A 23,503-nucleotide genomic window follows, 5' to 3' on the forward strand; every position below is an offset into this window, starting at 1 on the left:
ATCTTCACCTCGGCTGCGATCTCGACGATCTCAATCGCTTTGACGTGCTCTCCTGAAATGTGACCGATTTTGAGTAGAGTCCGACGCAAAGGAATCGGACGGAATGAAGCGCAGCAGGTTCAGCGAAGAGCAGATCATCGCGATCTTGAAGGAGCACGAAGCGGGGATGCTGAACCGCCCCGGGATTGCCGGAGGCCATTCGGCTTAAGTTATGCGGCCATGGGAGTGTCGTCCAGCATGGCGTAGTAGCGTTCCTCGGCTTCGGCAGGTGGTATATTGCCGATGGGCGCGAGGAGCCGGCGGTTGTTGAACCAGTCCACCCATTCCGGCGTGGCGTATTCAACGGCTTCGAACGACCGCCACGGACCTCGCCGGTGGATCACCTCGGCCTTGTAAAGGCCGTTGATCGTCTCGGCCAAAGCGTTGTCGTAGCTGTCGCCAACACTGCCCACCGATGGCTCGATCCCAGCTTCGGCAAGGCGCTCGGTATACTTGATCGAGACGTATTGGCTGCCGCGGTCGCTGTGGTGGATCAGGCCGCCACGATGGACAGGGCGCCGATCATGGATCGCCTGCTCGAGGGCATCCAGCACGAAGCTGGCATGCGCCGTCCTGCTCACCCGCCAGCCCACGATATAGCGGGCATAGACGTCGATCACGAAGGCGACGTAGACGAACCCCGACCACGTTGCGACGTAGGTGAAGTCCGAGACCCACAGCATGTCCGGCGCCGGCGCATGGAATTGCCGGTTCACCTGGTCGAGCGGGCAAGGCGCGGCCTTGTCGCTCATCGTCGTGCGCACCGGCTTGCCGCGGATTACGCCCTGCAAGCCAAGATCGCGCACTCAGCCGCTCCACCGTACATCGGGCTATGTCGAAGCCTTCGCGCCGCATCTGTCGCCACACCTTGCGCACGCCGTAGACGCCGAAGTTCTCGGTAAAGACCCGCATCACCTCTGGCTTCAGCGCCCGATCACGCTGGGCACGCGACGATAACCGCGAGGGATCGCGCCGCTGCGCCAGGTGCTCATGGTAGGTGGATGGGGCGATCGGCAGAATCCGGCAGATCGGCTCGACCCCATAGGTATCGCGGTGATCGTCGATGAACGCGATCATCGCTTGAACGGGCGGTCGAGCTCCGCCTGGGCAAAATATGCCGACGCCTTGCGCAGGATCTCGTTGGCCTGTCGCAGCTCGCGGTTCTCGCGCTCAAGCGCCTTGAGCTTGTCAGCCACATCGGTGGGCACGCCGGCTCGCTTGCCGCTGTTTACCTCGGCCTTCTTCACCCACTCTAGCAGCGTGTGCCCCGAACAACCGATCTTCTCGGCGATGGATGTGATCGCCGCCCAGCGGGACGGATGGTCGCCTTCGTGATCCAGCACCATGCGGACCGCTCGTTCACGAACCTCCGGTGCAAACTTGTTCGTCGTCTTGCTCATCGTAGACCCTTCCTTTCAGGAGTTGGGGCCTCCGACAATCCCGGGGCGGTTCAGTAACCCTCGCATATGATTGCACCAAGGGCCTCCCTGTTGACCAACGTGCGAGCATCTGGAATGCGGCTCGCGGGCTTGAGCCCATGAGCATGCTTCAACGTCGCAAAAGCCTGTACACGACGGAGCGCCACGTAGTTTTCCCATGGCTGCGTCACGCAGTGTTAACCATCCCTCGCCAATGAAAGGCTTGGTTTCTGGCGGCGCTCGGCCCGTCTGGCCAAAACCTCAAATCCGCGACCAAATGCCTAAAGTATCATCAGGATAACTGAAACCTCTCCAAATTCCTAAATCAATCGTTACCTTGGGCAACAACATAAAAAAGTAATTATAAATCGGGTTCTCAAGATGTATGATGTATTTGCAATTGATCAGGACGTGAAGCGTCGGGCTTCCATTTCTTATTTCCTCAATGGTCACGGCATTCATACCGAGCCCTTCGAGATGATCGAAGAGTTCGTCCGACGATGGCCTACGGCTGGCGTCTTCCTGCTTTACGATGAAGGTAGTGCTGTTTCCTCGTTGTTGCAGGAAATTTACAGCCGCCATACTTGGCTGCCAGTCGTTGCCTACTCGGAGAATCCCGACCCGGCAAGAATCGTTGCTGCCGTGCTCGCCGGCGCCGTCGGATACACTGCTTGGCCAGGGAGCGGGGACGCGCTTATCCGAGCCGTTCACAAAGCAGGTGCGAGCTCCGCCGCGACAGTCGCGGCAGGATCACGTCAGGGCATTGCACTCAGTCGAATCAAGAATCTTTCGAAGCGCGAGCGCGAGATCCTGGCCGGCATGGTCGAAGGGCTGAGCAACCGGTTGATCGGCGAGAATCTCGCGATCAGTCCGCGAACGGTCGAACTTCACCGTGCAAACCTGCTTTTCAAAATCGGCGCGAAACATAGCGCTGAGGCCATACGTGTCGCAATCGAAGCGTCGTTGCCACCCTTTGGGACGGATGATCGCGACACCGGTTGAGAATGGGTGTCCGTGCCTCCGTCACAACGAATTAATTTTGCCCCGACGCCTTCTCGGTATGATAGCAATAACGATTTGTTGTCACCGCAAAATGTAATCAAATCCTAGGACAAGCTGGCCTAAATAATCAGTTCTAGCGCGAATTGAAGATACCTATTGGGATATTTCAGATTCGGAAATCTCTTAATCTTTCTAATGGCCATGGATCATTGAAGATTTTCCTAGGCCGATCATAGCCGCGACTGCATCCGCTGAAACAGCCTGCGAGTACAGAAAACTTGACCGTAACGGCAACCAAGTTGCCGCAGCATGCGTTCTTGTTCTCGATGCTCAATACCTTCTGCAATGACATCTATGTCGAGGCTGAGACCAAGTCCAATGACCGCGGCTATGATTGCAGCGTCGTCCAAGTCGGATTCCATACCCCGCACGAAGCTTTGGTCGAGTTTTATCACATCAACGGGAAACTGCTTTAGATGAACGGGAAACTGCTTTAGATGCCTTAGCGAGGCATAGCCAGTTCCAAAATCACCAAGCGCTATGCTCACGCCAGCAGCGCTGAGAAGCTTGAGCGCGCGCTCAACGTAGTCCGATCACGGCCAAGGAACACCGTCTCGGTAACCTCGAGCTGTAAAAGACGTGGGGATATGCCCGCACGGTGGAGCCGTTCCAGCAACGTCTCGCCAAAATCATCTTTGCGAAACTCAGCCGCGGCCGCATGATGGCAACATGGCCAAAATCGAGCCCGCGATCCAGCCAAACGCGCATGTCGGCGACGACCTGCTTTATCATCTCGTCGCTGATTGCGGTCGCTACCTCGAGATCGTTGAAACCCGCGGCAATTTTGCCCGGAAGCTGAATTCCCCACCAAGGTGCCGCCAGCGGAGCAAGGCCTCGAAACCGTAAATCCGCTGGTTCGCCAGCGCTACCTTTGGCTGATAGAAAGGGGTGATACCGTCTTCGCGTATCGCCGACCTGGCTAAAGAGAGCAGCGTCTGGTGTTGATGCATCTCCGTCCTGTGGCGCGATTGAAATAGCATCGAGCCGCCCCGGCGGTCGGCTTTTGCAGCATATAGCGCAATATCCGCACTTTTGAGGACAGCATCCGGTGTGCTTCCATGCCCCGGGAAAAGCGCGGCGCCGATCGTAACTCCATAATCAAGAATACGGTCCTTGAAGATCAGCGGCGCCCGCAGATGCGCCAGAATATCTTCGGACATCGTGCTCAGCATTTCAGCGTGTGATACTTCGAGTACGAGTACGGCAAATTCATCGCCGCCGAGGCGGGCCACGCCCGCGCTCCCGGGCGCCGCTTCGCTGAGCCTTGAGGCCACGGATTGCAAAAGCGCGTCGCCGGCATCGTGGCCGAGGCTGTCGTTGACCTGCTTGAAATCATCGAGGTCCAAAACCATCAAACCCAGCGGTATATGAGCTAGATTGGCATGCGAAAAAGCTCGGTTCAATCCGTCATGGAAGCATGCGCGGTTGGCCAGGCCGGTCAATGGGTCTCGAGTAGCAGCCAAAAGAAGCAGTTCATCCGATCGTCTGCGTTCGGTCACGTCGCGAGCGATCGCGACGAGCATGGTCGGCGCACCTTTGTCACCCTGGACGGGTGACACCACGACATCCCACTATTTGAGGGCACCGTTGACGGTTTGACATGCTTCGGCCAAACGCCCAACGTCGCCGCCCCGCGCGCACTTGATCGGGCCACCGAGTGGACCGTATTGCTTGTTAGTGATGGGGTCGCTTCATTCACGTCCCCGGGACCGGTAAGACCGAGGTGACTGCCGCCGTCACTCGCTCCAGGAGGTTTCGTAACGGGACAGTCACGGAGCAACGACGGCAGTCGAATGTATAGCGCGCGCAAAGGTGCTTTGTTTCACGGTGAACCCCGCGGAGGTTCGTCGTACCCTGAACCCGTGTCGTGCGACGAAACCCTTTAGGAGTTAGGGCGTTCGCTGATGGTAGCAGGGCCGCGCCACAAGGGTATCGGTCCTCGGAAGCGCCTCGGGAGCCGGTCGCAAAGTCCCGCGGAGGTACTTTTCCGACGTCAGCTATACAAAATTGCGACGCCAGGCCGTTCTAGGATTCAACTAGCCGGGTCGCTCACGGCAGTAATTAACCTTAGGTTGTGTGGACACTTATCTGAGCCATAGGACGATTGCGGCGAGGGTGACGACGGCGCGATAGTTTCGAGCGGTTTTCTCGAAGCGAGTGGCGACCCGACGGAACTGCTTGAGCTTGCTGAAGCAGCATTCGACGAGATGGCGTTGCGCGTAGAGATGCTTGTCGAGCGGATGCTTGCGGGCGCGCGACGGGTTACTGGGTATGACAGCGACAGCGCCCTTTGCCGCGATGGCCTGACGGAAGTGGTCGGCATCGTAGGCGGTATCGGCCATGACGACCTTGGCGGGGAGCCCTCCGATCAGCGGTGCGGCTTGCGGCACATCGCCGCGATGACCGGCGGTAAGAGCAAACCGTACTGGGCAGCCCAGACCGCGAACCGCAAGGTGGATCTTGGTGCTCAAGCCGCCGCGGGAACGGCCCATGGCTTGATCTTCAGACCCCCTTTTTGGCCCCCGCTGCATGTTGGTGAGCGCGAACCACGGTGGAATCTACGATCAGATACTCGAAGTCCGGATCATCGGACATCGCCTCGAATATCCGCCACCAGACACCCTTCGCGCTCCATCGGCTGAAGCGCCGGAACACGCTGTTCCAGTCTCCGAACACCTCAGGAAGGTCGCGCCAGGGCGAACCCGTCCGCACGATCCAGAGAACTGCCTCGACGAACATGCGGTTGTCCCGGCCGGTCGAGCCCTTCTGATCAGGGCGTCCGATGATCAAAGGAGCCATCCGCTCCCACGCCGCATCGCTCAACACCAATCGGTCCATCACACCCAAAGCCGCCTCCAAAAGACAGCCTTGAATCAGACTTTGCCAAAAATGGGAATCCTAAGAGTCCACACAACCTAGAGGTCGTTGGCCCCCGCCTGCGGCCTCTTTGGTTCATTGCAGATTCGCAACGATGCCCGACAGGTGGCTCGTGTTAAGCCGTGCCCGCTGGTGCGGGAACACCGGCAAAAAAACACACAGGATCCCTCTACTAGGGCCTCGCTTCGGCGGGGGTGCTTTTTCGCTCCGGGATACTTCGGAGGGTGCTGGGCCTCTCTGGGTGTCGGACCCGCTCTCAAGCGCCTCCCCCTCATACCTTTTGCCGCCCGACAAAACTCCCTACGCACCTTGGGCCCTCGCTTCGGCGGGCGTTTCTTTATATCCCAGATACTTAGCGCGTCCGCGGCGTTAGGTCGGTGTGCCGCTTTCTCCTTGGACTCGGGCACTGATCAACAGACCGAGGGATTGAACAGTCCTGTCCGCCGTCAGCGCCAATGGCACAGATTTGAGGTTGTGATTTAAGGAGGATCTGGGCTTCGTCGCAGTGACGAAGGAACGAAGATGAAGCCCAGATCCTCCAATGAAAAATTGCCGGCGAAGGCCCCTGCGGAGCAGGTGGTGAAGGACATCCGGCGGCAGACCCGTCGCCACTTCTCGGCCGAAGACAAGATCCGCATCGTACTGGAAGGCCTGCGCGGCGAGGACAGCATCGCCGAGCTGTGCCGCAAGGAAGGGATCGCCCAGAGCCTGTACTACACCGGGCCGAAGGAGTTCATGGAAGCGGGCAAGCGCCGCCTGGCGGGGGATACCGCCCGGGTCGCGACCATCGGCGAGGTGCAGGATCTGCGCCGCGAAGCCCGCGCGCTGAAGGAATGCGTGGCCGATCTGACGCTGGAAAACCAGTTGCTCAAAAAAGCATGATCGCGGATGGGGGCGACGACGAATGAGGTATCCCGCATGCGAGAAGCTTGAGATCATCAGGATCGTCGAACAGTCGCACCTGCCCGCCAAGCGCACGCTGGACCAACTCGGCATCGCCCGCCGGACGTTCTATCGCTGGTATGACCGTTACCTTGAAGGCGGGCCGGAGGCGTTGGAAGATCGGCCTTCGGCGCCGAGCCGGGTGTGGAACCGCATCCCGGCGGGCATCCACGACCAGATTATCGAGCTGGCGCTGGAACAGTCCGAGCTGAGCCCCCGCGAGCTGGCCGTGCGCTTCACCGACGAGCAGCGCTACTTCGTGTCGGAATCTACGGTGTACCGGCTGCTCAAGGCCCACGACCTGATCACCAGCCCGGCCTACGTCGTGATCAAGGCGGCCGACCAGTTCCACACCAGGACCACGCGGCCGAACGAGATGTGGCAGACTGACTTCACCTACTTTAAGATCATCGGGTGGGGTTGGATGTACCTGTCGACCGTGCTCGACGACTTCTCGCGCTACATCATCGCCTGGAAGCTGTGCACCAACATGCGAGCCGAGGACGTCACCGACACGCTGGACCTCGCCCTCAAGGCCTCGGGCTGCGATCACGCCACGGTGCTGCACAAGCCCAGGCTGCTCAGCGATAACGGCCCCAGCTACATCGCCGGCCAACTGGCTGAATACATCGAGGCCCGGAAGATGAGCCATGTGCGCGGCGCACCGTGTCATCCCCAGACCCAGGGCAAGATCGAGCGCTGGCACCAGACCCTGAAGAACCGCATCCTGCTGGAGAACTACTTCCTGCCCGGCGACCTCGAGGCCCAGATCGAGGCCTTCGTCGAGCACTACAACCACCAGCGTTACCACGAGAGCCTGAACAACGTGACGCCCGCCGATGCCTACTGCGGCAGGGCGCCGGCCATCATCCAACAGCGCGAAAGGATCAAGCGACAGACCATCGAACATCGGCGCTTGTAGCACCGCAAGCTCGCCGCCTAACATCAATCCCCAGACGAGGCCCGCACTCCGCTAATCTACGCCGCGATCTGCGCCAAATGTTCTGACGACGGACAGCCGGCTCTGCGTAGGTCGCTCAACGATCTACAAAAAGCTGGAGAGGAGCGAGGATCTGCACCAACGTGCCATCGCCCCAGCGCAAGGAGACTCTCTCCACTCAAAACTCGCTGAGGTCTAAAGCTCAGCGCTGGCGCCGGCAATCGAGTTTTCCTCAATCAGACATCAGTTATTCGCACTTGCAGCATATTTCGCTGAAGCTCACAACCGAGACGCCTTACAGGCATCCTCTCCCAAAACTGTCAGGGCCTGATCGGCAACGATCGGGCCCCTTTTTCCAGCCCCTCCAAAGTTATAGGGCTCTCATCCGTGGGTGTAGTACCTTGGCAACAGTCGGGTTCAGCCTTTGTGCGAGGAGTCCGTCTAGGGCCGGGTGAGCGAGGAGAGGATGCCAGAGCATGCCCGGCCCGCTAGTAGATAAAAGTACCCATTCCATCGCTTCTAGCGAAAGGAGGGACACATGGGAGAGCGCTTTATGCGCGAACGCGAAGCGCCGGCCTCGTTTGTCCAGATCACAGAATCGGTAGCCGACATCGACGAACTGCCCGAGCATTGGTTTATGGCAGGGGCCCGACGCTGCGATCTACATGGACACAGTTGGATCAAACTGACGACCATCACCGACGAGCGGGTGGCGATGGCAGGGGTAAAGCATCGTCGTATCCACCACGTCCAAGCCAGCCCCTACTCGCAGTCGGGATGTCACGATCGTCGGCACGGCCGCCAGTAGCCGCACCAGAAAGACTTTTTGGCGATCGAAAATTAATGCGATGCTTGCAGGCTTCGGGCTTGGCACGCCGCTTATCCCCTGCAGAGTTGATTGAATATGCGCGCTAATCAAAACCTGTCCGTGCGATGATCGACGCAACCCTTCTGACCAATGAGCAGCTCCTAGCTTTTGACCAGGACATGTTAGGACTCGCCAAGGAAGGCGTGGAGAACATGACGCAGCTTTCGATCGAAACCTGGGCTGAGGTTTTGCGTGAACTCGTCATCCGCGGCCTCGTCGAACTTCGAAGCGGGTCCTATGATGACCTGGGAAGCGCCGATATCAGACGGCTAAAATGAATCCCCTCTGACAGAAAAACCTTTGCCGACGCGCGGGCATCTCGACGCACCCTCAGTCCCGGGGAACCGCGCGACTGGGCGGGTGTTGAGGTCGTAAGGAGATGACCATGGTCAGCGACACAACCAAACCGGGACGCGATCGTCAGTTCGTGGCGGGAGGAGAGGGGCACGAGCTTCGTCATTTCACCGAGAAGCTCGGGCTCTTGGTCACGCAGGCCCAAGAGCTTATCGACCGCGTTGGCAACAGCCGCGAGGCGCGCAACGCCGCCGCGCAGCTTCTGAAAGGGTGATTCATGCCGGTGTCCCAACTCAGCGCCATCGAGCGGATTTCGCGAGTAATCGCGGCCCAACGTCTCAGCATAAACGCCGACGGATATAATCCCTCGGTTTCCCTCGAAGTCGATGACGAATGGCGCAACTATCGTGATGATGCGGTTGCCGTGCTCAAGCACCCAATTGCTAGCGGAGCACCGTGCTCCCGCGGAGATCCTCGGCGTCGATCCGTCTGAAGGACAGCTCAGCTTTGCCCGCTCTTCCTTTGTCGCAAATGCGCACTGCCCTCCCTCGCAAACGCCCGCTGAAGAGAATTCAGCGATGAGTTGCGAAGGTCGGCGTAAGCCTATAGGGGATATCCAGTCGGTTCGCATAAGCGAGCCGAACTAGATCGCGCCGGTGTCCCGTAAGGGACTTAATAGGGAACGCGGTGCGGGTGGTCTTGCCACCTCAATCCGAGGCTGTCCCTGCAACTGTAAGCGGCGAGCGTGAGGCATATCGCTTCCTCTGAGACGGGGAGGCAGCCACTGGGCCGGACCATCGTCCGTTGCCTGGGAAGGCCATGCAGCACGCTTTGACCCGCGAGCCAGGAGACCTGCCAGCGTCTGGTCGCTCTTGCCCTGGCCCAGGGGATGGCCGAGGCACGGTGTACTCCGTCCGGGCGACGAACCTTTGCGGCTGGGCTGCATCGGTGCGTGACGAGCGGCGCTTCTTGCACCCCCGCCGTTGCGCATCGGCCGACTGGACATCGGCAAGCCCATCCATCGTTGCTCGGTGTGAACGGAGTGGGCTTGAATTTGATATCGCAATGTTTGCCACCCGGCGCACGGAATCCGGCCGACCGCCTGCTGGAGGGACGTGCGTGAACCATCGCATCCGCGGCTGGTGCCCGGACGCCTGGCGTCCGATGGCAGCGGGCGACGGCCTGCTCGTTCGCATAAAGCCGCGCCTCGGCCGCATGGGCCCAGATCAGGTCCGGGGCCTGTGCGATGCCTCCGCGCGTTTCGGCAACGGCCTGATCGACCTGACCAATCGCGCCAATCTGCAAATTCGGGGGGTGATCGACGACAAATGGCATGTCGTGGTCGACGCGCTGATCGCACTCGACCTGGTCGATCCGGCCGCCGATCTCGAGACGCGGCGCAACATTCTCGTCGCGCCCGATTGGCAGGCTGCCGACCATAACGCGCGGTTGGCAGAGGCCTTGGCCTCACGCCTTTCCGCCCTGCCGACGCTGCCCTCGAAGGTCGGCTTCGCGATCGATGCCGGAAACGCCCCGATGCTGACAGACGCGCCGGCGGACTTCAGGATCGAGCGGAGCGGAGACGGCACCCTGCTGCTGCGCGCGGACGGGCGAGCGGGCGGCACACCGGTGGCGCCCGACACGGCCGTGGACGCACTCATCGCGCTGGCGCACTGGTTCGTCGAGACCGGCGGATCCGAGACCGGACGGGTCGCGCGTCACGCCGCGCCGCTGCCGGCCTGGGCGCGGGCTGATCTGCGTCCGGCCACTCCCCGCGCGCCGCCCCTTCCCGGCCCTCATCCGCTCGGTCACGTCTGGGGAGTGCCGTTCGGCAGTATGGAGGCGTCGGCGCTGCGCGACTTGGCCGAGCGGAGCGGTGCCTCTGCGCTGCGCCTCACGCCCTGGCGCAGGCTGCTGCTCGAAGAGGCTCGGCCGGTTCGTGTCGAGGGCTTCGTCGACGCGCCCGGCCATCCGGCGATGCGCGCCGCGGCCTGTCCCGGTGCGCCCGCATGTCCCCAGGCGACGGTGGAAACCCGCGCTCTTTCGCTGCGACTTGCTTCCCTGGTCACGGGCCGGCTGCATCTGTCGGGCTGCGCCAAGGGATGCGCGCATCCCGGCATGGCCGACGTCACCGTGACCGGACGCGGCGGCCGGTTCGACCTGGCCTTCGCCGCCCGCCCCGCAGATCCACCGACGCGCTCCGGGCTTACCGCCACCGAACTGCTCGCCGCTTTCGGAGCCGCTTGATGCCCCACGTCTATGAAACCGATGGCCAGGCCATCTACCGCCAGTCCTTTGCCACGATCCGTGCCGAAGCCGAACTCTCCCGCTTCACGTCCGACGAGGAACGCGTGGCGGTCCGCATGATCCACGCCGCGGGCATGGTCGAGCTCGCCGCGCATATCCGCTTCTCGCCGACTTTCGCGACAGTCGCCGCAAAGGCTCTGGCCGCAGGTGCGCCAATCCTGTGCGACGCGCGCATGGTCGCCGAGGGGATCACACGATCGCGACTGCCCGCGGACAATGCGATCGTCTGCACGCTGCACGATCCGACCGTTCCAGACCGAGCGAAGGCCATGACCAACACACGCTCGGCCGCAGCCCTCGAACTCTGGCGCCCGTACCTTGGCGGCGCGGTCGTAGCGATCGGCAATGCCCCCACCGCGCTGTTCCACCTGCTCAACATGCTCGAAAACCCGGCCTGCCCGCGCCCGGCTGCGATCGTCGGCTGTCCGGTCGGCTTCGTCGGCGCCATGGAATCGAAGGCTGCGCTCTGGGAAGCCCGGCCGGTGCCCTGCGGCATCGTCGAAGGGCGACTGGGCGGCAGCGCGATCGCCGTCGCCGCAATCAACGCGCTGGCGAGTCCGATCGAATGAAGACCGGGACGATCCACGGCGTCGGCCTGGGGCCGGGCGCGCAGGACCTGCTCAGCGTGCGCGCCGACCGGCTGGTGCGCAGCGCGCGCCACGTCGCCTACTTCCGCAAGGCCGGCAAGCCCGGGCAGGCCCGCCGCATCGTCGAGGGGATGCTGCGCGACGATGTGATCGAGCTGCCGATGGAATATCCCGTCACCACCGAGATCCCGGTAGCAGATCCGCGCTACAACGCCCTGCTCGCAGCCTTCTATGCCGAGTGCACCCAGCGCCTGGCCGCGCTGACGGGCACGGGCGAGGACGTCGTCGTCCTCTGCGAGGGTGATCCGTTCTTCTACGGATCTTTCATGCACCTTTACACACGGCTATCCGGTCAGGTGTCGATCGGCGTCGTCCCCGGCATCACCGGCATGTCGGGTGCCTGGACCGCCTGCGGCCAACCGATGACCTGGGGCGACGACGTTCTCACCGTCATCATGGCGACGATGCCCGAGGAAGAACTGACGCGCCGCATCCGCGATACCGATGCGCTCGTGGTGATGAAGATCGGCCGCAACCTCGCCAAGCTGCGCCGCGCGGTCACGGCGGTGGGGCGGCAGGACGAAGCCTATCTCGTCGAATATGCCGCGATGGCCGACCAACGGGTGACACCCCTGCGCGAGGCGGAAAGCGTGACGCCCTATTTCTCGATCCTGCTGATCCACGGCCAGGGGCGCCGGCCGTGACCGGCTGGATCGCCATCGCCGGCATGGGGCCGGGCGACGCGGCGCTGATCACGCCCGAGGTGACGGCCGCGCTGGCGCAGGCGACCGACGTGGTCGGCTATGCCTCCTATGTGGCGCGGGTCGCCGCCCGCGCCGACCTGACGCTGCACGCCTCGGACAACCGGGTCGAGCTCGAACGAGCCGCGCAGGCGCTGGAGCTGGCGGCGGCGGGCCGGCGCGTGGTCGTGGTCTCGTCGGGCGACCCCGGCGTCTTCGCCATGGCCGCTGCGGTCTTCGAGGCGCTAGAGGAGGGTCATCCCGACTGGCGGGAACTCGACATTCGCGTGCTGCCCGGCATCACGGCGATGCTGGCCGCGAGCGCCCGGGCGGGCGCGCCGCTGGGGCACGATTTCTGCGCGATCAACCTGTCCGACAACCTGAAGCCCTGGGACCTCATCGAACGCCGGCTGCGGCTGGCGGCCGAAGCCGATTTCGCGATGGCCTTCTACAATCCCCGCTCGAAAGCGCGGCCCGAAGGCTTCGGCCGGGCGCTGGACGTCCTGCGCGAGGCCTGCGGCGGCGAGCGACCGGTGCTTTTCGCCCGTGCGGTCTGCACGCCCGAAGAAGTGCTGCGGATCGTCGCGCTCCGCGATGCCCGACCCGAGATGGCCGACATGCGGACCATGGTCATCGTCGGTTCCAGCCGCACGCGGTTGATCGAACGGCCGGGCGCGCCGATCCTCTACACGCCGCGGTCTGCCGAGTGATCGAGCCAATGCAGCACCGCCTCGACATCGTGCACCGCGCGCCTTTCGGGCAAGGCCGGCCGATCGATCATCAGGACGGGCAGCCCGAGCCGGCGCGCCGCGATCAGCTTGGCCTCGGCACCGCTGCCCCCGGCGTTCTTGCAGACGACGAGATCGATCGCATGGCTCTGCATCAAATCCACGTCGCCATCGACCGAGAAAGGCCCACGATCGATCACGAGAGCGTGATCCGGCAGCGCCGGCGGCTCCTGGGGCGCATCGACGAAGCGCAGCAGATAGCGGTGCTGCGGCTGGGCCGCAAAGGCGCTGACATGCATCCTACCCAGCGCGAGCATCACCCGGCGCCGAGGCCCGACCAGCGCGGCAACGGCGGCTTCGACGCTGGCCACGCTCTGCCAGCGATCGCCCGCCGCCGGCTCCCATGCCGGGCGGGTCAGGGCGATATGCGCGATGCCCTGCTCCCGCGCGGCTGCGACGGCGTGAGCGCTCATCGTCGCGGCGAAGGGGTGGGTCGCATCGACCAGATGGGTGACCTCCTGCTCGCGCAGATAGCGCGCCAGTCCGGCGACCCCACCGAAACCGCCGACCCGTGTCGGCAGCGGCTGCACGCGCGGGTTCGCCACCCGGCCCGCGTAGCTGAGGGTGGCCCTCGCCCTGCGATCGGCGAGCACGCCTGCCAGGGCGCTGGCCTCGGTCGTCCCGCCCAGGATCAGGATATTGGTAATGTCGCAGACTCCTGAACGGGCATGGCTGACGATCGTCGGCATCGGCGAGGACGGTCTTGCCGGCCTGTCCGACGCGAGCCGCAAAGCCCTGGCACAGGCCGAGGTGGTCACCGGCTCCGCGCGCCATCTCGCCCTCGTGCCCGACCTTAGGTGCGAGCGGCTGCCATGGCCAGTGCCCTTTGCCGACGGCATTGCGCCGCTGCTGACGCAAAGGGGCAGGCGCGTGGTCATGCTCGCGTCGGGTGACCCTTTCTGGTTCGGCGCGGGCAGCGTGATCGCGCGCCACCTCGCACCCTGGGAATGGACGGCCCACCCGGCGCCTTCGACCTTCGGCCTTGCCGCGGCCCGGCTGGGCTGGCCGATCGAGGACACCTTGTGCCTCGGCCTCCACGCCGCGCCGCTGCAGCGGCTGCGGCCGCACCTGGCGCCAGGCCGGCGAGCCCTGGTCCTGGTGCGCGATGGCGATGCCGTGGCCGAGCTCTGCCGCTATCTCGGCGATCAGGGCTTCGGCGCATCGGCGATCACGGTGCTTGAAGCGCTCGGCGGGCCGCGCGAGCGTGTGCGCCAGGCCACTGCGACGACGGCGGCCTTCGGCGACATCGCGCATCCGGCGGCAGTCGGCATCGCCTTCGCCGGGAGTGGCGCGACCCTGCCCGCGGCGTCGGGGCTGCCCGATCTCTGGTTCGAGCACGACGGCCAGATCAGCAAGCGCCCGGTCCGCGCGCTGACGCTCGCGGCTCTGGCTCCCCGCCCGGGCGAGGCGCTGTGGGACATCGGCACGGGATCGGGCTCGATCGCCATCGAGTGGCTTCTCGCCCACCCCACTACCCAGGCGATCGGTTTCGAGGCGAATACCGATCGCGCCGCCCGCGCGCGCGCCAATGCCGCCGCGCTCGGTGCAGATCGCCTGCGCGTGATCGGGGGCACGGCACCCGAGGTGCTTGCCGATCACCCCTCGCCCGACGCCGTGTTCATCGGTGGCGGCCTCAGCGCCGAACTGCTGCAGTTCCTGTTCGAACGCCTCGATGCCGGCACACGGCTGGTGGCCAATGCCGTCACGCTCGAATCCGAAGCGCTGCTGGCGCAATGGCATGCAGACCGGGGCGGATCGCTGCTGCGGATCGACCTGGCCCAGGCCGCGCCGCTCGGCACGCGTCGCGGCTGGCAGGCCAGCTATCCGATCGTGCAGTGGAGCGTGACGCTGTGATCGTCGCGGGTTTCGGCTTCCGCCGGGGCGCCGGCCTGGCGGCACTGCGGGCCGCGCTCGACGTCGCCCAGGCGGGCCAGCCGACGGTCGAGGCGCTGGCGGCGCCAGGCGACAAGGCTCGATACCTGTCGCCGCTCGCAGAGGCCCTGAACCTGCCGCTGATCGCCGTCGCCGCGTCCGCCCTCGAAGCGCAGGCAACGATCACGCGCTCGCAAGCCAGCCTCGCCTCACGTCGGACAGGCAGCGTCGCCGAAGCCGCCGCGCTCGCCGCCGCAGGCTCCGGCGCGCGCCTGCTGGGTCCGCGCCAAATCTCGCCCGATCGCATGGCAACCTGCGCCATCGCCCAAGGAACACCGTCATGACCGTTCACTTCATCGGCGCCGGCCCCGGCGCGCCCGACCTGCTGACCCTGCGCGGCCGCGACCTGATCGCGAGCAGCCCGGTCTGCCTCTATGCCGGATCGCTCGTGCCCGAAGCCGTGCTCGGCCACTGCCCGCCCGGCGCCCGGATCGTGAACACGGCGCCGATGGCGCTCGACGACATCATCGCCGCAATCCAGGAGGCACACGAAGCCGGGCACGACGTCGCTCGGCTGCATTCGGGTGACCTCTCCGTTTGGTCGGCCATGGGCGAACAACTGCGCCGGCTGCGCGGGCTGGGCATCCCCTTCACCGTCACCCCGGGCGTCCCCGCCTTCGCTGCCGCCGCCGCCGCATTGGAAGCCGAACTCACCCTGCCGACGATCGCGCAGTCGGTCGTCCTGACCCGCACCCCCGGACGCGCCAGCACGATGCCGCCGGCCGAGAGCCTGACGAACTTCGCCGAAACCGGGGCGACACTGGCCATCCACCTGTCGATCCACAACCTCGCCGGGGTCGTCGGCGACCTGCTGCCCGGCTACGGCCGCGACTGCCCGGTAGCGGTGGTCTACCGCGCGAGCTGGCCCGACCAGCGCATCGTCCGCACCACGCTCGCGACGGTCGAGGAGGCCGTCGCCGGCTCGATCGAACGGACCGCGCTCATCCTCGTCGGCCGCGTGCTCGGCAGCGACAGCTTCGCCGAGAGCAGCCTCTACGCCGCGGACTATGACCGCCGCTTTCGTCCGCAGACCGCGGACTCGCGCTTCGCCGGTCGGGACGAATGAACAGACCGCATATGGCTACTCCGGGCCTGCTGATCTCGGCGCCGGCGTCGGGCACGGGCAAGACCACCGTGTCGCTGGGCCTCCTGCGCGCCCTGGCAGAAGCCGGCGTCGCCGTGCAGCCGTTCAAGAGCGGACCGGACTACATCGACCCCGCGTTCCACCACGCCGCCTGCGGCCGCGCCTCGTTCAATCTCGATAGCTGGGCGATGCCGGAGGCGCTGCTCGATACGATCGTCGCGCAAGGCGAGAACGCCGACATGCTGCTCGCCGAGGGCGCGATGGGCCTGTTCGACGGTGCCGCGCAGCGCGGGGCAAGCGGCCAGGGCGCCAGCGCCGACCTTGCCCGCCTGATGGGCTGGCCGGTCGTGCTGGTGATCGATGCCTCGGGCCAGGCGCAATCGGCGGCGGCCGTCGCGCACGGCTTCCGGGCTTTCGATGCGGAGCTGCCTTTCGCCGGTGTCATCCTCAACCGGGTCGCCAGTCCCCGGCACGAACGCCTTGTGCGCAGCGGCATGGAAGTCGCTGGCATCCGCGTGTTCGGCGCCCTGCCCCGGCGTCCCGACCTCGCGCTGTCCGAACGCCACTTGGGGCTCGTGCAGGCGATCGAGCATGCGGGGCTCGACGCTTTGCTGTCAGACTACGCCGCACTCGTGCGCGAGCACGTCGACCTCCCTGCGCTTCGGCAGGCCGCAAGGGGTATCCGACGCCCAACCGCTTCCTTGGCGGCCATGAAACCGCCTGCGCAGCGGATCGCCCTGGCACAAGACGCAGCCTTCTCCTTCAGCTACCCGCATCTGCTGGCGGCATGGCGTCAGGGCGGCGCGGAAGTGCGGCCCTTCTCCCCGCTGGCCGACGAAGCGCCCGCGCCCGATGCCGACCTGGTCTGGCTGCCGGGCGGCTATCCCGAGCTTCACGCCGGGCGCCTCGCGGCGGCCGAGCGCTTCCATGCAGGCCTTGCCGCCCACGCGGCGCAGCGGCCGGTCTACGGCGAATGCGGCGGCTACATGGTGCTCGGCCAGGGCCTGATCGATCGCGGCGGCACGCGGCACCGCATGGCGGGGCTGCTCGGGCTCGTCACCAGCCATGCCGATCGGCGGCTGCATCTCGGCTACCGGCAGGCGCGCCTGCTGGCGCCCGCCGCTGGCTTCGCGCGGGATAGGCAGTTGCGCGGTCACGAGTTTCACTATTCGACGATCGTCGCGCAGCCCGATGCGCCGCTGGCGGAGGTCACCGATGCCGAAGGCGCGATCCTGGCCAAGACCGGTTCGCATCGCGGCCATGTCGCCGGCACATTCTTCCACCTGATCGCACCGGACCCGTCATGATCGACCTTCACCTGATTGGCATCGGCACGGGCAATCCAGATCATCTGACGCTGGCCGCGATCAAGGCGATGAATGCCGCCGACCTGATTCTCCTGCCGCGCAAGGGCGATCGGAAATCCGACCTGATCGATCTGCGCCGCCTGATCTGCGGCATCGCGCTCACCAGCGCGACCCGCGTGGTCGAATTCGACCTGCCCGAGCGCTCGGCAGACCTCCCCTATATCGACGCGGTCCACGGCTGGCACGACGCGATCGCCGAGGCTTGGGCCGCCCAGATCGCCGCGCACCTGCCCGGCGGCGGCAAGCTGGCCCTGCTCGTCTGGGGCGACCCCTCGCTCTACGACAGCACCCTGCGGATCACCGAGCGCCTGCGGGTCAACGGCATGGCATTGCGAACCCACGTTGTTCCCGGCATCACCAGCATCCAGGCCCTGACTGCCGCCCACGGGATTCCGCTCAATACACTCGCCTCGCCGGTACTCATCACGACCGGCAGGCGCCTGTGCGAAGACGGATGGCCCGACGCGGCGGACACCCTGGTCGTCATGCTCGATGGCAACTGCGCCTTCCGGGCGATCGAGCCCGAACAGATCACGATCTGGTGGGGCGCCTATCTGGCGATGCCGCAGGAAGCGCTGATCCAGGGCGCCCTGACCGAAGTTGCCGATACAATTGTGGAAATCCGCGCGGCGCTCCGCCAACGACACCGCTGGATCATGGACGTCTATTTGATGCGGAAGTCGGGCAGATAGGCAAAGGCATCTCTTCGCGAACCCCGAGCAGGCGATCCTCATCTCACGATGCCGTTACATATTCGTGCGCCAGGAACGGGGCTGGACTACAGCCTGGTAAGGCAGGCGAATACGCCTGGACCTGGATACATTACGGCGGGCGTCCTTGGCGTAGGCAAGATCAGTGCGTTTGAGCATGGGGTCGCCGGCGGGCAGGGTCTGGTGATCGCCATTAGCGAGACGGACGATCACGGCATCGCGTTCGACCGTCTCCACGCGCGCAATTGTCGCGTTCCACATCTCGCGATTTCGGACGTTTGCGGTCCAGCGGATGGTCTCGCCGCCGTAGGCACCGATAGTCTTGTCGTTGCTAAGCTGCAAGCCATCGCACCGGTTTGTTGGATCGATCTTGGACAGATCAATACGGCGCCAGCGGCCAAGATCATCGCGAAGACCGATCCTGCCGTTCGCGTAAATGCGCTCGATCCGGTAATCGCCACGATCGAGGCCCAGGCCATTCCGGGAATCGCCGACCTCAAGAAAGCGCGCGTCCTTCCAGAAATGCGCATATCGCAGCTCCTCGTGAGCCACGTTGACGCGCTCCCGCACGGTGAGGACGCGGCCCTCGCCGGTGAGAGTTCCTTCCGATTTCAGCCCATCCTGGTGTAAGGACCTCAAGGCGCTCAGTACATCCGTATCAGCCGCGCTACCGGCGGGATTGTCGCGGCGAGCTGATCCAGCTCGATGGCTCGAAGCACTGGTGATGAGGTGGACGCCCCCTGCTTCAGAGCTTAATTCTGCAGAGCAGCGCCAGGCAATGCAGAGGGCCAGCATCAGAGGGAAAATCAGTCATGCAGATTACTACGATCGGTCTCGACCTCGCCAAGAACGTCTTCCAGGTTCACGCCATTGATACCGATGGTGTACCAGTTGTTCGAAAGGCTCTCCGGCGGTCGCAAGTTCTGCCATTCTTCAAGGAATTGCCACCATGCCTCGTAGGTATGGAAGCTTGCGGATCGGCCCACTTCTGGGCGCGTGAGCTGACAGCGCTCGGCCACGCCGTGAGGATGATGCCGCCAGCCTACGTCAAACCCTATGTCAAACGCGGCAAGACCGACGCCGCCGACGCCGAAGCGATCTGCGAGGCTGTGACACGTCCCACTATGCGTTTTGTGCCGATCAAGAACAGCGAACAGCAGGCGGTGTTCATGCTGCATCGCGTTCGATCGACGCTGGTTCGGCAACGCACGATGGTCATGAATGCTCTGCGAGGTCATCTGTCCGAATTCGGAATCGTTGCAGCCCAAGGCTCCGCAAATCTTGCCAAAATCGTCGAGGGGAGCCTCGCCCCGCCCGACCAGTCGGTCATCCCCGACCTAGTCCGCGCTGCCCTCCTGCCCTTGGTGAAGCAGATCGCTGAACTCGCCACACAGATCCGATCCGTCGAAATGGAGCTGCTCGCCTGGCACCGCCAAAGCAAAGTCAGTCGCCGCCTCGAGACCATTCCAGGGGTGGGATTTATTACTGCGACAGCTTTGACCGCGGCGGTTGGAGATCCCTCGCATTTTAAGAATGGCCGTCAATTTGCCGCATGGTTGGGCCTGACACCCCGCGCGAACTCGAGCGGCGGTAAGGAGCGCGTTGGAAGGATATCCCGAATGGGCGATTCCTATCTGCGTACCCTATTGGTGCTGGGCTCGACATCGGTCCTTCGCTTTGCTCGCAACAGGGCCGGCGGAAACGCTGATTGGATCAACGGGCTGCTTGCGCGGCGCCCAGCCCACCAGGTTTCGGTGGCGATGGCCAACAAGACGGCGCGCGTCGTCTGGGCAGTGTTAGCACGCGAGCAGGTATACATAGCGCCGGCGCCGATAGCGGCGTGACGATAGTCTCGGCGCTTCCTTGGAAGGGCTGAGGATGGTGGGAGAGGCAATGTGATGTGAAGCGGTCGACCCGGAACTTGAAAACCCCGCTCGAACCTAGGGCATAGCAGCCCGCACTGGTGATTGGGATCAGGTTCGCGGACTGCATCAAGGCCAGCGACGCCTAGCGATCGCAAAAGTAGGCCGGACATATGGAAGCACTCGACTCGCGGATCATTGCAAAAGCTCTTGCCATCGGGGGGGCGTTCTCTAATCGCGCCTCCGCCGTCAATCTGTATCTCGCATCCTGCCTGCCCGGGGTCACGGTTCTCTCCGCGGTCGGCAATGCCGCCGCAACATCTGGTACGAAGCCGAGGTTCTGCAAGGTCCACAACGGGCTCTCTTGATGATCGAGAGGCCCAAGGCCCTCTTGCGCAGTCACCTACATCCTCGCCCCATTGGGCAAGCATCCCATTCGGCAAAGCGACCGAATGGAATCACACAGGCAGCGTCAGGCGGTCGCAGGATCCTCAGGCCAACGGAACGGCTCGCCCGAGCGCCAGATGCTGTGGAGAATGACCGACAGCTTGCGTGCCAACGCCACCCGTGCCTTGCCATTGCCTGACCGCCTGGCGATGGCCTCCGCCCATTCCTTGAGGGCGGAGGCGCGCTTGATCCGCGCCAGGATCACGACAGCGGCTTCATACAGCAGCGTTCGGGTGAGAATGTCGCCGCACTTCGATATTCGCCCGCTGCGATCGACCTCGCCTGACTGATATTGTCGGGGTGTCAGCCCGCAATGCGCGCCAACAGACCGAGATCGCCGGAACCGAGCCGGATCCTCGACAGTGCTTACGTAGGCGAGCACCGATAATACACCGATGCCAGGCACGCTCATTAGCAGCCTGCAGACTGGACTCGCCTTGACCAATACGCGCACGGCCTTGTCGAACACAGTGATCTGCTCCCGCAACTGGCGCCAGGCGGCGAGCATGGGTTGAACGACCGGAGCTACATCCGAACGATCGGCAAGCAAGGCTTCAACTCGCCGGTCGAATGGCAGACCGCGCATCGCGCCCGGCAACAGACCAAACGTCTTCAGCACTCCGCGAATATGGTTCGACAACCGCGTCGTCATGCCGACAAGTTGGGCGCGGGCGCCGAGCAAGGCCCGTCGCGGTGAGTGTCGAACGACTTCACGTGAACCGATCGATACCAGCCTGTGCGCATGATCTGCGCCAGTCCTTCGGCATCATTCTGGTCCGTTTTGTTGAGCTGCATTTTGAGGGCAGCGCGTGCATGGCGAGCATCGAGGCACACGATATCGAATCCGCGGCCGCGCAGCTCGTGAACCAGCCACGGCGTCATGGGACCTGTCTCGATGCCGAGACGCGCTTCAATGCCGGCCCGACGGCGCACCGCCGCATCAATCTGCTCAGGTGTCGAGCCGCACTGGTCCCGCCAGAGCCTTTGCCCCTGCGCATCGACGGCGCAGATCGCCGTCATCTTCTGCGACACGTCCAAACCGACATACTGGATCATGATAGCCTCCGATGGTCACACCACCGGGCGAACACGCCCGGACCGCGACACTATCAGCGACTCATCGCGCGCCGCGATTACCGGATGTCCACATATGGTTTGAGGATCGCAGGCCGCAGTGCACGCTGCTCGTCTACATCGACGATGCGACCAGCGAGCTCATGCACCTGAAGATGGTCGAGTGCGTGCAACTTCGCCCACATGGAGGCAACGCGCGAGTATATCGAGCGGCATGGCAAAGGCAGATTTCGGCAAAAAACACCAACTTTTCGCCATTCGTTATTCCGTGGTCACAACAGCATGATCGTGACCATGACGAAAAATCCGAAGCAGCCTTCGGGAATGAATCAAAGCCCGCGTTGCTTCGGATCTAGTGCAACAGAAAAGGAAATTCGCCGTGCGGCAGTAGTTGGCCAAGATCTAAGCGTAAGCAGCCATTTTCAGCATCCCGATGCAAGTCTGACGAAGGCGCACGCCGCTCAGAACAACTTGTACGTCAGCATTGCGCCAAGACCATAGTCAGCTGCGCCTTTGCTCAGGCCCCCTGTTCCATAGAGCGTCACGTTGAGCGCTTTGCTAACTGGAGTATTGAAGGCACCGAACACCTCATGGCTGTCGCGAGAAAATGCGCTTGTCGATTCGCGATAATCATAGGAGCCGATCAGCACCGAGCGGCCTATCGCCACACTTGCGCCGGCCGAAGCGGTCCAGGCATTGTGCAACACCAATCCGGTAGGTTTACCAAGCACGCGATATCCGACGCTGGCGAACGGCGTGATCGGGCCAAAGGTTTTTGATACCTCAGCCTTGACTGCGACGTCCGCCTTGCCGGTGCCGAGGCCTTTGCTCCTTGAGGCGGTCGGAATCTTGACTCGTCCCGAAAGGTCGAGCCCAAAACCAAGAACAGTTTCCGGGATCATATAGGCTGCGCCGAGCGAGACGTCGCCAATGCCACTGCGCACGGTGCGGGGGGCATTTGGATCAACAATGATCGCCCCATCGCCGCCCACAATGGCAGACGAGCCGTCAATGCGCAGCCAAGGCGCGCTCGCAGTCAAGCGAAGGTCGCCCTTCTTCAGTCGAAGACTGAAAGGCACGACCAAAATGTCGGTGTTGGCGCCGGTTCCGTAGTCGCCGCTCGAATAATCCACACCTGTGGTCGCACTCAGGCTGGGAGCGCTTTCGGCAAATGCTGGGGTGTAGAAGGCGGCTGCAGTCATGGCCAAGCCAAGCAAAATCGATTTCTTCATATTTCCCCCACGTAACAGTGTGGGCCTCGCTTTCGCGAGACCCACAAAGCTGGAATACATCATCTCTCTGTTTTAATTGCCGCGACCCGGACGTGCGGCCGCAACCACGTCGCGGATGGCCTGTGCATTGGTCCGAACGTCGGCTGCACCGGTGCGAGCATCGCTGGCTGACGCGCGAACTTCAGCAGCTGCTGTGCGTGCATCTGTCGCAGTTGTGCGGGCATCTGCAGCATTGGAACTGGCATCCGAGACAGATGCGCGAACGTCCGCCGCTGTCGAGCGCGCATCAGCGCCGTTTTGGCGAACGTCAGCGGCGGCCGAACGGGTTGCCACCAGGTCGGCTACCGCGCCTGTGCCATCCTTGATCGAGCGGTTGTCACCGCGCGCCTTGGCAACAAGCGCGGCATCCGCAACCGCCGACTTCTCTGAAGCGAGATCACTGTTCGCGGCGGCGTCGGTGCTCGTCGCAACATGCGTCGTTTCGCTATCAGAGTCTTGGGTGTGTTGAGCCTTGGCCTCGGCCGACACTTCGGTTCCGAGGCCCTTATGACCCGACGCCCTGGCCATTACCGATACATCGGCGCCGATGCCGTGCGTCGAGGGCTGATCGGCTGCCTTCGCGATCGCGAGCGGTGCCATGACGCCTGCGAAAAGCAGGGCGGGTGACAGATATCTGATCGAGTTCATGTGTCTCTCCTAGGATGATTGATGTCTCTCAACCAAACATTGAACGTCTGACGGAGGGAGTTCCATCCCGATGATTTTACTGCCTTTTATCGTTTTTTGGTTAATTCGGCGTCAACCATCACGCTCTTAGCTCGTCTTGTCGAAAACTCGGACGCGGCCCCGCTAATCGAACCATTACCTGTTCAATTGTGAACAGCGTTGAAAGCCGGAAGACCGCTTGCCGCGCTGACTTAGGTTAGGCCGCGG

The 23,503-nt window shown here is 63.5% G+C and carries 25 protein-coding genes, 2 pseudogenes, 1 riboswitch and 1 other annotated feature; of the genes and pseudogenes, 17 read left to right on the forward strand and 10 right to left on the reverse strand.

The window, feature by feature from the left end:
• Nucleotides 1-209: 209 nt before the first annotated feature.
• A pseudogene (locus KRR38_RS32595) lies at nt 210-1,439 on the reverse strand (IS3 family transposase).
• Nucleotides 1,042-1,158 (reverse strand) — a sequence feature (AL1L pseudoknot). Its footprint overlaps the pseudogene before it by 117 nt.
• Before the next feature lie 399 nt (nt 1,440-1,838).
• Here KRR38_RS32595 and KRR38_RS32600 point away from each other — a divergent pair.
• A complete protein-coding gene (locus KRR38_RS32600) occupies nt 1,839-2,459 on the forward strand; it encodes a response regulator transcription factor (RefSeq protein ID WP_217407961.1) in 621 nt (206 codons plus the stop codon).
• A 230-nt stretch (nt 2,460-2,689) separates the two neighbouring features.
• On the opposite strand, the pseudogene KRR38_RS32605 reads toward KRR38_RS32600, so the two are convergent.
• The 3 genes and pseudogenes from KRR38_RS32605 to KRR38_RS32615 all read right to left on the reverse strand — a co-directional run.
• Nucleotides 2,690-3,025 (reverse strand): annotated as a pseudogene (locus KRR38_RS32605) (EAL domain-containing protein); the annotation flags it as partial.
• A 246-nt stretch (nt 3,026-3,271) separates the two neighbouring features.
• Nucleotides 3,272-4,042 carry a GGDEF domain-containing protein gene (locus KRR38_RS32610; RefSeq protein WP_217407963.1) on the reverse strand — a complete coding sequence of 257 codons (771 nt, stop codon included), beginning with the start codon at nt 4,040-4,042 and terminating at the stop codon, nt 3,272-3,274.
• Between the two features lie 561 nt (nt 4,043-4,603).
• Nucleotides 4,604-5,366, reverse strand: a protein-coding gene (locus tag KRR38_RS32615) for an IS5 family transposase (protein WP_217407964.1) whose coding sequence is annotated in 2 segments (ribosomal slippage) — nt 4,604-5,029 and nt 5,031-5,366 — 762 coding nt in all. Because the reading frame shifts where the segments join, the coding sequence is not laid out codon by codon here.
• 552 nt (nt 5,367-5,918) lie between these two features.
• Between KRR38_RS32615 and KRR38_RS32620 the strand changes: the two genes are divergently transcribed.
• The 8 genes from KRR38_RS32620 (at nt 5,919) to cobJ (ending at nt 12,784) form a co-directional block, all read left to right on the forward strand.
• Nucleotides 5,919-7,260, forward strand: a protein-coding gene (locus tag KRR38_RS32620; RefSeq protein WP_375293492.1) for an IS3 family transposase whose coding sequence is annotated in 2 segments (ribosomal slippage) — nt 5,919-6,266 and nt 6,268-7,260 — 1,341 coding nt in all. Because the reading frame shifts where the segments join, the coding sequence is not laid out codon by codon here.
• Nucleotides 7,261-7,816: 556 nt separating this feature from the next.
• Complete coding sequence (locus tag KRR38_RS32625) at nt 7,817-8,086, forward strand: hypothetical protein (protein ID WP_217407966.1); 270 nt, start codon at nt 7,817-7,819, stop codon at nt 8,084-8,086.
• Nucleotides 8,087-8,211: 125 nt separating this feature from the next.
• Nucleotides 8,212-8,424, forward strand: coding sequence for a hypothetical protein (locus tag KRR38_RS32630; protein ID WP_217407967.1), 213 nt, complete (start codon nt 8,212-8,214; stop codon nt 8,422-8,424).
• A 107-nt stretch (nt 8,425-8,531) separates the two neighbouring features.
• Nucleotides 8,532-8,714 carry a DUF3606 domain-containing protein gene (locus KRR38_RS32635; RefSeq protein ID WP_217407968.1) on the forward strand — a complete coding sequence of 61 codons (183 nt, stop codon included), beginning with the start codon at nt 8,532-8,534 and terminating at the stop codon, nt 8,712-8,714.
• A 363-nt stretch (nt 8,715-9,077) separates the two neighbouring features.
• Nucleotides 9,078-9,315, forward strand: a riboswitch (cobalamin riboswitch).
• Nucleotides 9,316-9,559: 244 nt separating this feature from the next.
• Complete coding sequence (locus KRR38_RS32640; RefSeq protein ID WP_309141238.1) at nt 9,560-10,687, forward strand: cobalamin biosynthesis protein CobG; 1,128 nt, start codon at nt 9,560-9,562, stop codon at nt 10,685-10,687.
• Nucleotides 10,687-11,316 carry a precorrin-8X methylmutase gene (locus KRR38_RS32645; RefSeq protein ID WP_217407969.1) on the forward strand — a complete coding sequence of 210 codons (630 nt, stop codon included), beginning with the start codon at nt 10,687-10,689 and terminating at the stop codon, nt 11,314-11,316. The genes KRR38_RS32640 and KRR38_RS32645 overlap by 1 nt, the downstream gene beginning before the upstream one ends.
• A complete protein-coding gene (locus KRR38_RS32650; protein ID WP_217407970.1) occupies nt 11,313-12,038 on the forward strand; it encodes a precorrin-2 C(20)-methyltransferase in 726 nt (241 codons plus the stop codon). The genes KRR38_RS32645 and KRR38_RS32650 overlap by 4 nt, the downstream gene beginning before the upstream one ends.
• Nucleotides 12,035-12,784: a precorrin-3B C(17)-methyltransferase gene (cobJ, locus tag KRR38_RS32655; protein ID WP_217407971.1), complete on the forward strand. Its 750-nt coding sequence runs from the start codon at nt 12,035-12,037 to the stop codon at nt 12,782-12,784. Before KRR38_RS32650 ends, cobJ begins: the two co-directional genes overlap by 4 nt.
• On the opposite strand, the gene KRR38_RS32660 is transcribed toward cobJ, so the two are convergent.
• Entirely contained in the window at nt 12,760-13,509 is a 750-nt protein-coding gene (locus tag KRR38_RS32660; RefSeq protein ID WP_217408125.1) for a cobalt-precorrin-6A reductase, read from the reverse strand. The two genes, cobJ and KRR38_RS32660, sit on opposite strands and share 25 nt — an antisense overlap.
• On the opposite strand from KRR38_RS32660, the gene cbiE reads away from it, so the two are divergent.
• From cbiE to cobF, 5 genes are read left to right on the forward strand one after another with little or no spacing between them, the layout of a single operon-like run.
• Nucleotides 13,508-14,716 carry a precorrin-6y C5,15-methyltransferase (decarboxylating) subunit CbiE gene (cbiE, locus tag KRR38_RS32665; RefSeq protein WP_217407972.1) on the forward strand — a complete coding sequence of 403 codons (1,209 nt, stop codon included), beginning with the start codon at nt 13,508-13,510 and terminating at the stop codon, nt 14,714-14,716. The genes KRR38_RS32660 and cbiE overlap by 2 nt on opposite strands.
• Complete coding sequence (locus KRR38_RS32670) at nt 14,713-15,078, forward strand: cobalamin biosynthesis protein (protein ID WP_217408126.1); 366 nt, start codon at nt 14,713-14,715, stop codon at nt 15,076-15,078. Before cbiE ends, KRR38_RS32670 begins: the two co-directional genes overlap by 4 nt.
• Nucleotides 15,075-15,860 (forward strand): precorrin-4 C(11)-methyltransferase, encoded by a 786-nt coding sequence (cobM, locus tag KRR38_RS32675; protein WP_217407973.1) that lies wholly within the window; start codon nt 15,075-15,077, stop codon nt 15,858-15,860. The genes KRR38_RS32670 and cobM overlap by 4 nt, the downstream gene beginning before the upstream one ends.
• A gap of 11 nt (nt 15,861-15,871) precedes the next feature.
• Nucleotides 15,872-17,185, forward strand: coding sequence for a cobyrinate a,c-diamide synthase (locus tag KRR38_RS32680; protein WP_217407974.1), 1,314 nt, complete (start codon nt 15,872-15,874; stop codon nt 17,183-17,185).
• Nucleotides 17,182-17,937 (forward strand): precorrin-6A synthase (deacetylating), encoded by a 756-nt coding sequence (gene cobF / locus KRR38_RS32685; RefSeq protein WP_217407975.1) that lies wholly within the window; start codon nt 17,182-17,184, stop codon nt 17,935-17,937. The genes KRR38_RS32680 and cobF overlap by 4 nt, the downstream gene beginning before the upstream one ends.
• Before the next feature lie 54 nt (nt 17,938-17,991).
• Here the strand turns inward: cobF and KRR38_RS32690 are convergent, their stop codons facing one another.
• On the reverse strand, nt 17,992-18,750 hold the full coding sequence (locus tag KRR38_RS32690; RefSeq protein WP_217407976.1) for a hypothetical protein: 759 nt from the start codon (nt 18,748-18,750) through the stop codon (nt 17,992-17,994).
• A 17-nt stretch (nt 18,751-18,767) separates the two neighbouring features.
• Here KRR38_RS32690 and KRR38_RS32695 point away from each other — a divergent pair, with 17 nt between their 5' ends.
• Together KRR38_RS32695 and KRR38_RS32700 are read left to right on the forward strand one after the other, a co-directional pair.
• A complete protein-coding gene (locus tag KRR38_RS32695; RefSeq protein WP_217407977.1) occupies nt 18,768-19,799 on the forward strand; it encodes an IS110 family transposase in 1,032 nt (343 codons plus the stop codon).
• A gap of 191 nt (nt 19,800-19,990) precedes the next feature.
• Nucleotides 19,991-20,185, forward strand: a complete 195-nt coding sequence (locus KRR38_RS32700; RefSeq protein WP_217407978.1) for a hypothetical protein — start codon at nt 19,991-19,993, stop codon at nt 20,183-20,185.
• Between the two features lie 104 nt (nt 20,186-20,289).
• Here the strand turns inward: KRR38_RS32700 and KRR38_RS36730 are convergent, their stop codons facing one another.
• Together KRR38_RS36730 and KRR38_RS36735 are read right to left on the reverse strand one after the other, a co-directional pair.
• On the reverse strand, nt 20,290-20,946 hold the full coding sequence (locus KRR38_RS36730) for an IS110 family transposase (protein WP_254515854.1): 657 nt from the start codon (nt 20,944-20,946) through the stop codon (nt 20,290-20,292).
• Nucleotides 20,913-21,320: a transposase gene (locus tag KRR38_RS36735; protein ID WP_254515855.1), complete on the reverse strand. Its 408-nt coding sequence runs from the start codon at nt 21,318-21,320 to the stop codon at nt 20,913-20,915. Before KRR38_RS36735 ends, KRR38_RS36730 begins: the two co-directional genes overlap by 34 nt.
• A gap of 11 nt (nt 21,321-21,331) precedes the next feature.
• On the opposite strand from KRR38_RS36735, the gene KRR38_RS38040 reads away from it, so the two are divergent.
• Entirely contained in the window at nt 21,332-21,694 is a 363-nt protein-coding gene (locus tag KRR38_RS38040) for a hypothetical protein (RefSeq protein WP_375293493.1), read from the forward strand.
• Between the two features lie 105 nt (nt 21,695-21,799).
• Here the strand turns inward: KRR38_RS38040 and KRR38_RS32715 are convergent, their stop codons facing one another.
• Both KRR38_RS32715 and KRR38_RS32720 read right to left on the reverse strand, forming a co-directional pair.
• The gene (locus KRR38_RS32715; protein WP_217407979.1) at nt 21,800-22,570 is read right to left on the reverse strand and encodes a transporter; all 771 of its coding nucleotides are present in this window, start codon (nt 22,568-22,570) and stop codon (nt 21,800-21,802) included.
• A 72-nt stretch (nt 22,571-22,642) separates the two neighbouring features.
• Entirely contained in the window at nt 22,643-23,257 is a 615-nt protein-coding gene (locus tag KRR38_RS32720) for a hypothetical protein (protein ID WP_217407980.1), read from the reverse strand.
• Nucleotides 23,258-23,503: the final 246 nt, after the last annotated feature.

The sequence above is a fragment of the Novosphingobium sp. G106 genome, assembly GCF_019075875.1.
GTDB lineage: Bacteria > Pseudomonadota > Alphaproteobacteria > Sphingomonadales > Sphingomonadaceae > Novosphingobium.

Excerpts from the sequence above, each read along its gene's own strand:
- KRR38_RS32600 (WP_217407961.1), top strand. The coding sequence starts at position 1,839 with ATGTATGATGTATTTGCAATTGATCAGGACGTGAAGCGTCGGGCTTCC.
- KRR38_RS32610 (WP_217407963.1), bottom strand. The coding sequence starts at position 4,042 with ATGCTCGTCGCGATCGCTCGCGACGTGACCGAACGCAGACGATCGGAT.
- KRR38_RS32625 (WP_217407966.1), top strand. The coding sequence starts at position 7,817 with ATGGGAGAGCGCTTTATGCGCGAACGCGAAGCGCCGGCCTCGTTTGTC.
- KRR38_RS32630 (WP_217407967.1), top strand. The coding sequence starts at position 8,212 with ATGATCGACGCAACCCTTCTGACCAATGAGCAGCTCCTAGCTTTTGAC.
- KRR38_RS32635 (WP_217407968.1), top strand. The coding sequence starts at position 8,532 with ATGGTCAGCGACACAACCAAACCGGGACGCGATCGTCAGTTCGTGGCG.
- KRR38_RS32645 (WP_217407969.1), top strand. The coding sequence starts at position 10,687 with ATGCCCCACGTCTATGAAACCGATGGCCAGGCCATCTACCGCCAGTCC.
- KRR38_RS32650 (WP_217407970.1), top strand. The coding sequence starts at position 11,313 with ATGAAGACCGGGACGATCCACGGCGTCGGCCTGGGGCCGGGCGCGCAG.
- cbiE (WP_217407972.1), top strand. The coding sequence starts at position 13,508 with ATGTCGCAGACTCCTGAACGGGCATGGCTGACGATCGTCGGCATCGGC.
- cobM (WP_217407973.1), top strand. The coding sequence starts at position 15,075 with ATGACCGTTCACTTCATCGGCGCCGGCCCCGGCGCGCCCGACCTGCTG.
- KRR38_RS32680 (WP_217407974.1), top strand. The coding sequence starts at position 15,872 with ATGGCTACTCCGGGCCTGCTGATCTCGGCGCCGGCGTCGGGCACGGGC.
- cobF (WP_217407975.1), top strand. The coding sequence starts at position 17,182 with ATGATCGACCTTCACCTGATTGGCATCGGCACGGGCAATCCAGATCAT.
- KRR38_RS32690 (WP_217407976.1), bottom strand. The coding sequence starts at position 18,750 with ATGCTGGCCCTCTGCATTGCCTGGCGCTGCTCTGCAGAATTAAGCTCT.
- KRR38_RS32695 (WP_217407977.1), top strand. The coding sequence starts at position 18,768 with ATGCAGATTACTACGATCGGTCTCGACCTCGCCAAGAACGTCTTCCAG.
- KRR38_RS32700 (WP_217407978.1), top strand. The coding sequence starts at position 19,991 with ATGGAAGCACTCGACTCGCGGATCATTGCAAAAGCTCTTGCCATCGGG.
- KRR38_RS36735 (WP_254515855.1), bottom strand. The coding sequence starts at position 21,320 with ATGATCCAGTATGTCGGTTTGGACGTGTCGCAGAAGATGACGGCGATC.
- KRR38_RS38040 (WP_375293493.1), top strand. The coding sequence starts at position 21,332 with ATGGTCACACCACCGGGCGAACACGCCCGGACCGCGACACTATCAGCG.
- KRR38_RS32715 (WP_217407979.1), bottom strand. The coding sequence starts at position 22,570 with ATGAAGAAATCGATTTTGCTTGGCTTGGCCATGACTGCAGCCGCCTTC.
- KRR38_RS32720 (WP_217407980.1), bottom strand. The coding sequence starts at position 23,257 with ATGAACTCGATCAGATATCTGTCACCCGCCCTGCTTTTCGCAGGCGTC.